The 8,148-nt window shown below is 69.0% G+C and carries 7 protein-coding genes; all 7 read left to right on the plus strand.

The window, feature by feature from the left end; all coding sequences use genetic code 11:
* Nucleotides 1-13 precede the first annotated feature (13 nt).
* A complete protein-coding gene (locus ACZ562_RS24525; RefSeq protein WP_471182840.1) occupies nucleotides 14-1,012 on the plus strand; it encodes a UDP-glucuronic acid decarboxylase family protein in 999 nt (332 codons plus the stop codon).
* Between the two features lie 59 nt (nucleotides 1,013-1,071).
* A complete protein-coding gene (locus tag ACZ562_RS24530; RefSeq protein WP_471182843.1) occupies nucleotides 1,072-1,875 on the plus strand; it encodes a WecB/TagA/CpsF family glycosyltransferase in 804 nt (267 codons plus the stop codon).
* Nucleotides 1,876-2,112: 237 nt separating this feature from the next.
* Nucleotides 2,113-3,258, plus strand: a complete 1,146-nt coding sequence (locus ACZ562_RS24535; protein WP_471182878.1) for a glycosyltransferase family 4 protein — start codon at nucleotides 2,113-2,115, stop codon at nucleotides 3,256-3,258.
* Complete coding sequence (locus ACZ562_RS24540; protein WP_471182846.1) at nucleotides 3,252-4,442, plus strand: glycosyltransferase family 4 protein; 1,191 nt, start codon at nucleotides 3,252-3,254, stop codon at nucleotides 4,440-4,442. Before ACZ562_RS24535 ends, ACZ562_RS24540 begins: the two co-directional genes overlap by 7 nt.
* Before the next feature lie 41 nt (nucleotides 4,443-4,483).
* Nucleotides 4,484-5,263, plus strand: coding sequence for an O-methyltransferase (locus ACZ562_RS24545; protein WP_471182848.1), 780 nt, complete (start codon nucleotides 4,484-4,486; stop codon nucleotides 5,261-5,263).
* Nucleotides 5,264-5,323: 60 nt separating this feature from the next.
* Complete coding sequence (locus tag ACZ562_RS24550) at nucleotides 5,324-6,853, plus strand: lipopolysaccharide biosynthesis protein (RefSeq protein WP_471182851.1); 1,530 nt, start codon at nucleotides 5,324-5,326, stop codon at nucleotides 6,851-6,853.
* Between the two features lie 87 nt (nucleotides 6,854-6,940).
* Complete coding sequence (locus ACZ562_RS24555) at nucleotides 6,941-7,993, plus strand: hypothetical protein (RefSeq protein ID WP_471182853.1); 1,053 nt, start codon at nucleotides 6,941-6,943, stop codon at nucleotides 7,991-7,993.
* Nucleotides 7,994-8,148: the final 155 nt, after the last annotated feature.

Raw genomic sequence — 8,148 nt, forward strand, 5'->3', positions numbered from 1 at the left:
CGAGAGGACCTGCATGCGTGCGGTAGTGACGGGTGGGGCCGGATTCATCGGTTCTCACCTGTGCGAACGGCTGCTCCACGAGGGCCACGAAGTGGTCTGCGTGGACAGCTTCCTGACGTCCAGTCCTGACAACGTCGAGCATCTCGGGGGCGACCGGCACTTCCAGCTGATCCACTGCGACATCACCCAGGGCCTGGACGTGCCGGGCCCGGTCGACGCCGTGTTCCACCTGGCCTCGCCCGCCTCGCCCGCCGACTACCTGCGCCTGCCCCTGGAGACGCTCCGGGTGGGATCGGCCGGTACCTGGCACGCCCTCGACCTGGCCGCCGCGAAGGGTGCCCGCTTCCTGCTGACCTCCACATCCGAGTCGTACGGCGACCCGCTGGTCCACCCTCAGCCGGAGAGCTACTGGGGCCACGTCAACCCCGTCGGCCCCCGCTCCGTGTACGACGAGGCGAAACGCTTCGGTGAGGCACTGACGACGGCCTACCGCGGATGCCAGGGTGTGGATGCCAAGATCGTGCGGATCTTCAACACGTTCGGCCCGCGCATGCGGGCGGACGACGGGCGGGCCATCCCCACGTTCATCTGCCAGGCGCTGCGCGGGGAGCCGATCACGGTCACCGGCGACGGCACCCAGACCAGGTCACTGTGCTACGTCGACGACACGGTCGACGGGTTGCTGCGCATGATGGCGAGTGAGCACGGCGGTCCGGTCAACCTCGGCAACCCCCATGAGGTCTCCATGCTCGAACTGGCCCAGTGGATCAGCAAGCTGACCAGGAGCACCTTCGAGATCACGCTGATCCCGCGGCCCCAGGACGACCCGGAACGACGGCGCCCGGACATCACCAGGGCCCGTGAACTGCTGGACTGGGAACCCACGACTCCCGTGGAACGCGGGCTGAGCGACACCATCGCCGACTTCCGTCGCCGGCTGGCCTCCCGGGACCTGACCGAACGTGCCGGCCGGCCCGGCCTCTCACCGCTGACCACCTCGGCTCGCCCATGACCGCTCCAGCGAGCACGGACCACGGGCCGACCCCCCACCCGACCCCCGTCGTCCGCTGCATGGGTGTGCCCATCACCGCGCACACCCGCGAGAGCGCCGCCCGGCACGTGGCGCATCTTGCCCAGCAGATCCGCGCGGCCCGCCGCGCCGACCCGCAGGGCCGGGCCGACGCACACCGGGTCGCCCATGCGGTTCCCCGTAGTGACGTGCACCTGTGCAACGCCTACACGCTCGCACTCGCCGACCGGGACCAGGAGCTTCACCGGATCCTCCGCTCGGCGTCCCTCAACCTCCCGGACGGACAGCCGGTCGTCTGGGCCAACCGGCTCCTCCACCGCGGCACGCTCCTGCCGGCCACCCGCGTCTACGGTCCCGACCTTCTGCTGGACGTCTTCTCCCAGGGGCGAGGTGCCGGGCTTCGCCACTACCTGCTGGGTTCCACCCCCCACGTGCTGGGCGCGCTCCAGCGCGAACTGCGGCGGCGCTTCCCGACCGCCGTGATCGCCGGTGCCTGCTCCCCGCCGTTCCGGTCCCTGACCGCTCAAGAGGTCCGGGAGCAGCAGGAGGACATCCGCTCGGCCGAGGCGGACATCGTCTGGGTCGGACTGGGCACTCCCAAGCAGGATCGCTGGGCCGCCGAACTGTGCGCCGAACTGCCGGTCGTGGCGGTCGCAGTGGGCGCGGCCTTCGACTTCATCGCCGGCACCAAGCCGCAGGCGCCGCCGTGGATGCAGCGGAGCGGCCTGGAGTGGCTCTTCCGTCTCGGGTGCGAGCCGCGGCGCCTGTGGCGGCGATATCTGTTCGGCAACGCCCGTTTCGTCCATGGGGTGACACGCCAGGCGCTCCGGCGGGCACGAACGTAGAGCGGTGAGGAAGAAACGGCGGCCGATCGCCTGAATTCGGGCCGACGCGTCCGGACCACGCCGGAATGTTCCCCGCGCCGTTCCTAGGGTGCGGCCATGACGACGGCTCAGGCGCCGTTTCCGACACGCGGGTCCCTCCTGTCGACAGGCCGATGAGAACAGGCTCCCGCGAGTGCCCCGGAAGGGACCGCCCCCACGACTTCGAGAGGCGCCGTTGTGACGTACCGGATCGCGCTTGTGCACAGTTTCTACGGATCGGGCAGCCCGAGCGGCGAGAACCGCGCCGTAGTGGCCCAGATGGAGGCCCTCCGGCGCGCGGGGCATGAGACGCACCTTGTGGCTGTGCACACCGACGACCTCAGCCGCGCGGCGCTGTACCCGCTGCGGGCCGCCATGACGGTCGCCACGGGCCATGGCCGGTCCCCACTCGCCCCGCTCCGACGACTGCGCCCCGACGTCGTCCACGTGCACAACCTGTTTCCCAACTACGGGCGCAACTGGCTGCGCCACTGGGACGGTGCGGTGGTCGGGACCCTGCACAACTACCGGCCCCTGTGTGCTTCGGCGACGCTCTACCGCCGAGGAGCCACCTGCACCCGTTGTGTCGACGGCGACCGCTGGGCCGCGCTGCGGTACGGATGTTACCGAGGCTCCCGGGCCGCCACCGCGCCCCTGGCGTGGGCAGGCCGCGGGAAGACCGCGGAGGACCCGCTCCTTCATCGTGCGGACAGGCTCGTGGTGTTGTCCGACACCAGCCGGCAGATGTACCGAAGGGCCGGCGTTCCTCATCAGCGGCTCGCCCTGGTGCCCAATTTCGCCACGGAGCCACCCGCGCCCGCCGCAGGGCACAACACCGGTGCGCTGCAGGAGACCGACTCGCGCTGGGTGTACGTGGGAAGGATCAGCGAGGAAAAGGGTCTGGCGGAACTGCTGCGCCGCTGGCCCGCCGACGAACCCCTGGACATCATCGGCGACGGCCCACTGCTCCGGGAGTGCCGTCGGATCGCTCCCTCCACCGTGCGCTTCCTGGGCAGCCTGTCCCACGACGACCTGCACCGTCGCCTTCCCTTCCACCGGGGACTGCTCTTTCCCGGCCGCTGCCTGGAAGGCGCGGAGCCCCTGGTGTACATCGAGGCACTGGCCGCCGGGCTCCCGGTTCTCGCGCTCACCGGTTCCACGGTCGGTCAACTCGTCCACGAACAGGGCACCGGCATGACCATCGACTCGGACGAGCCCTTGCGGTGTGTCCTGCGGCAGGCCCGTGAACGTTTCCCCGAGCTTCGTGCCCACTGCCGGAACGTCTTCACGACTCGTTACACGGAAAGCATCTGGACCGCACGCATGGAGTCCGTCTATGCCGCAGCCCTTGAGACGACATGCTGAGGAAACCGACACAACGACGCCGGATCACCGTCGTACAGCCGTATGTTCCCCACTACCGGGTGGCCTTCTTCGACCGCGTACGAGAACGTCTGGACGCCGCCGACTGCACCCTGGAAGTACTTCACGGACCACCGCCACCCAGTCTCGCCGCCCGACGGGACGCCGCTTGCTGCGCCGGCGCGGTGGAGGTGCCCACCCGGCGACTGACGGCACCGGGCGGGCGGTCCCTCTTCTGGCATCAGGTGTGGCACCGGGCGGCCGCCGCGGACGCCGTTGTGCTGGAACAGGCGCTGCACAACATCGAGGCCTACTGGCTTCTGCTGCGGCAACGGATGCGGCCGGTCATGGGGCCCGGCGCGCCCAGGATCGCCTTCTGGGGGCATGGCCGTACCTACACCGAGAAGACGAGTCGGCTCCAAGCGGCGGCCAAGGACGCGGTCACCCGCCGGGCCGACTGGTTCTTCGCCTACACCGAGGGGGGAGCCGCACACGTCGCGTCCCATGGATTCCCCGGTGATCGGGTCACGGTCCTGCGCAATTGCGTGGACACCACGGAGCTGGCTCTCACGCGCGAGCGTGCGGACATCCCCGGAACCAGGGAACACGCCGAGGCCGACGAGCTGCGCAAGCGTCACCGACTCGTCCCTGGCCGCACCGCGCTCTTCGTGGGCGGGCTCGACGCCCCGAAGCGGATCGGCTTCCTGCTGGAATGCGCCCGGCGCCTGGCGACCACCCGGCCGGGTTTCCGGCTGTTGGTGGCCGGAGACGGCGCCGACCGGGACCTGGTGGAAGCCGCCGCCACCGTCACCGACAGCCCGGTCGTGACGCTCGGCCACCGCACCGCGAGGGACGTGGCACTGCTCGGCGCGGTCTCGGACGTCATGCTGATGCCCGGACGGGTGGGACTGTGCGCGGTGGACTCGTTCGCGCTCCGAACTCCCGTCGTGACCACCGACTGGCCATGGCACGCTCCCGAGTTCGAATATCTGAAGGACGGGCACAACGCCGTTGTCACGCCGGACGATCCGGCGGCCTGCTCGGCCGCACTGCGGGACCTGCTTGCCGATCGCCCGCGTCTGGAATCTCTCCGCGAAGCGTGCCGCGAAGAGGCAGCCGATTACACGATCGACGGCATGGCGGCGCGTTTCTCTGACGGCTTGCTGCATATGCTCGGAAGGACTTGAACCCGGCCGGTAATGGTCAGGCACTTCGAGCGATTCGATCCGTGAAGGGTGGCAGCGGCATGACTGTTCTAGGGCCGGCTGGTCGACTGGTCAATGATCGTGTATTCGACATCCTGCCGGATTTCCTTCAGCGCTCGGTCGGAAGATCCATCTCTGCCGTGCGGCCCTTGGTCTACGGACGGTGTCCCGATGCCTTTAACGGGCAGCGGTTTCGTCAGAGCCTGTTCCGTTCCCTGGTGCGACAACTGCAGCCGCAAGCCGTGTTCGAATCCGGCACCTATTGCGGAGCATCGACCCAGTTTATGTGGCATCTGTCCGGAACTCCGGTGTACACCGTCGAGAAGAGCCGCAGGTTCGCCCGCAGCGCCATGAGGCGTTTCCGCGGGATTCCCGAAGTGCGAATCATGAACGCTGATTCCCGGGATGCGCTGCGCACACTGCGTGACTCCGGCAGGTTCCCGTCCTCGCGGGTCATTTTCTATCTCGACGCACACTGGGAGGAGGACCTTCCGCTGCGTGAAGAAGTCGAGATCATCACTGAGTCGTGGACCGGATCAGTGATCGTCATCGACGATTTCAGGGTTCCCGACGACGACGGTTACGGGTTCGACACCTACGCCGGCGGGCCGTTGTCGATGGAGTACCTGGGTGACAGCGCGGTCGCGCCCTACGAGACCTTCTGGCCGAACTGCCCGTCGGACATGGAGAGCGGAAGCCGACGCGGTTGTGTGGTACTGGCCGCTCCCGACGTCGCCGCAGAAGTGTCCGGGCTTCCCGAAGTGCGATCTGCCTCGCCTGTCGAACTGCCCGGACGAAAGTGACCCACGGGCCGAGGCGAGGAACCATGGCGCGGCCGAGGACTTCGAAAGGAACCGGCCGCCGTGCCGGGTGACGTCAATGTCAGGCGACCGTCCTCCCCGGCCGGACTGGCTTCGGCGACTGTGCGGGGCGCGCGATGGACGCTGCTGGCCACCCTGGGAACGTTCGTCGTGCAGATCCCGTATTCCGCGGCGATCAGCCGACTGCTCGAACCGAGTGACTTCGGACTGATCGCGCTCGCGATGTTCATGCTCCGCTTCGTGAACTACTTCGCCCAGGGCGGTCTGAGCTCGGCGATCGTTCAGCGCCCGGTCCTGCACAGCCGTGACATCAGGGCAAGCTGTGCCGCCGGAATCACGGCCGGGTGCGGGTTCTACGCGCTGTTCTGGTTCGTCGCTCCGTACGGGGTCCAGGCCGTCCATGCGCCACCGGTGCTGACCTCCGTCTGCCGGGCGCTGGCTCTGACCTTCGTGCTGTCCGCCGTCAGCGGGACCGCGTCGGGGCTGCTGCGTCGCGGCATGCGGTACCGAACGATCTCCCTCGTCGAGTTCCTCTCCTATCTCATCGGTTACTGCGGCTTCGGACTGGTGTCGGCGGCCCTCGGCTGCGGGGTGTGGAGCCTCGTCTACGCGGCCCTCGGGCAGTCCGCACTGACGGCCCTGGCCCACTGCGCACTGACCTGGCGTCATCTGCTGCCGCTCTTCGATGTGCGCGCGATGAGAGGGGTGGCCGCCTTCGGCACCAAGGTCTCCTTGACGGGGTTCCTGGAATTCCTCACCATCAGCGCCGACAGCGTTCTGGTCGGCAGATACGCCGGAGTGCAGGCACTCGGTCACTACAACCGTGCGTGGTTCGTGGCGGCCCTTCCCCTTTATCAGGTCGCGGCCGGCTTGAACAAGGTGCTGCTGCCGGCGTTCAGTCGCGTGCAGAGCGACCGTGACCGGCTCAAAGGGGCCTACATCGACAGCGTGTCGGTGACCGCCCTGCTCTTCGTGCCGATGGCGTCAGTCATCGCCGTGTGCGCCGACAACGCCGTCGAGGTCCTTCTGGGCGGCACGTGGCAGGCCGCCGCGGACCTGGTTCCCGCGCTCGCGGTCGTCGGTCTGCTGAACGTTCTCGCCCACCTTCCTGCCGCGTTGGCGGAGGCGGTCGGCAAGGTGGGGCAGAAGGCGGTGATCGAACTCCTGCACCTGGCCGGTCTGCTGGCGGCCGTCGCCGTCGTCGGGATGTGGGACGCGGGGGTGACCGGGCTGGCCGTAGCGCTGGTCGGGGCCCGGTGTCTGCAGCACGCCGCATACCTCGTCTGGCTCAATCGCACCGTTCCGGGTTCGACGCCCGAGGTGCTCATCGTCTACGCGCAGTCGATCGCTGTCGCGGCCTTCATCGCCTCTGCCACGGCCGTCGTGGGACACGCGTCGAGAGACCAGCCCCCGGTGCTGGCCCTCGGGCTCCAGCTCGCCACCGCTGTGGCGGCGGCCGCGTCGGTCCCCCGGTTCGGCAGATCCCTCCGGGGCATCCGGGTGGCCCGCGACCGCGCACTCGTCCCGTCGTGCTTCGGCCATGGACGTCGCACCATGGCGAAACAGGCGTGACGGGTGTCAACACCTTTGGACAGACAGGTATCCCCGGAGGGGAAGATGAGTTCACGCCGCCGGTTCGAACCCGCGCCCCGAGTCTGCATGCCCAAGCCGGTGGGCGGCCTGCGGGGCGCGGGCCTCGGCAACGAGATCTTCCCCTGGGCAAAGGCGTATCTCGCCAGCCGTGAACTCGGCTTCGGACTGGTACGGCCCGCATGGGGACTCAACGGCAGGCACTACTGGCGTGAGTTCGGCACGTCGAGACTGGACTGGCTCGGACACGCGACGCTGCGGACGGTGTTGCCGACTGCCACCGTCACCGAGGCAATGGTCCGCTCCACCGGGGAGACCGACTACGGCGCTGCTGTCGACGTGCTGGACGTCGAGTTCGGCTGGTCGAAGCGAAGATCACTCGTTCTGTTGCACGAGGGCATGTCCGGCGGCTTTCCCGGGATCGCGCGGGCCCGCGACTTTCTCCGCAACGAACTGCTGGGACACCTCCCTCATACGGAAGCCCACCGTCCGTCACCGGGCGCGCCGCGGCTCCACATCGCCGTCCACGCCCGGCTGGGTGACTTCGGCGACGCCGCATGCGGGCCGCATCCGGGAGTCTTCAACACCCGCTTGCCGGCCGAGTGGTACCGGTTCGTGCTGCGGGCGCTGCGGAAACACTTCGGCGAGGCCCTCCACGTGGAGATCCTGAGCGACGATCCCGCTCGAGCTGCCCGCATGCTTCCCGAATGGAGCGGAAGCATCGCTCGCCCTCGGGCCCTGCTCGCGGACCTGTCGGTCATGGCGGCGGCGGACCTGCTGGTCTGTTCGGTGTCGAGCCTGTCCATGCTGGCCGCGTTCCTGTCCGATGCGCCGTATCTGTGGTATCGCCCGCAGCTCGGTGACGACCGCGGCTTCCTGAGCATCTGGGGTCACGAGGATGAGCGGGGTACGGGACCGACCGCGGCCAGTCTCCAGGCCGAAAAGCAGCATGCGACAGGCGCGGTGCCCACCCGTGGGGTCCCGATGGACGTCGCCGAGGATCTTCCTGACTGGCTGACGGAGTTCCTGGCGACCAAGCTGGCCCTCAGGAGAGGCAGTGCCGACCTGATCTACTACGGGGTCGTACGGCAAGCACCCGGGCTGCGAACGCCTTTCGTCTAAGCCCTGTCGTCACATTCCCGCCTGCCCCGCGACGGGAGTGTGACGACAGGACCTAGTGGCGGGGGGGGGGGGGGGGGGGGGGGGGGGGGGGGGGGGGGGGGGGGGGGGGGGGGGGGGGGGGGGGGGGGGGGGGGGGGGGGGGGGGGGGGGGGGGG

Source organism: Streptomyces sp. NPDC040410 (assembly GCF_055595715.1).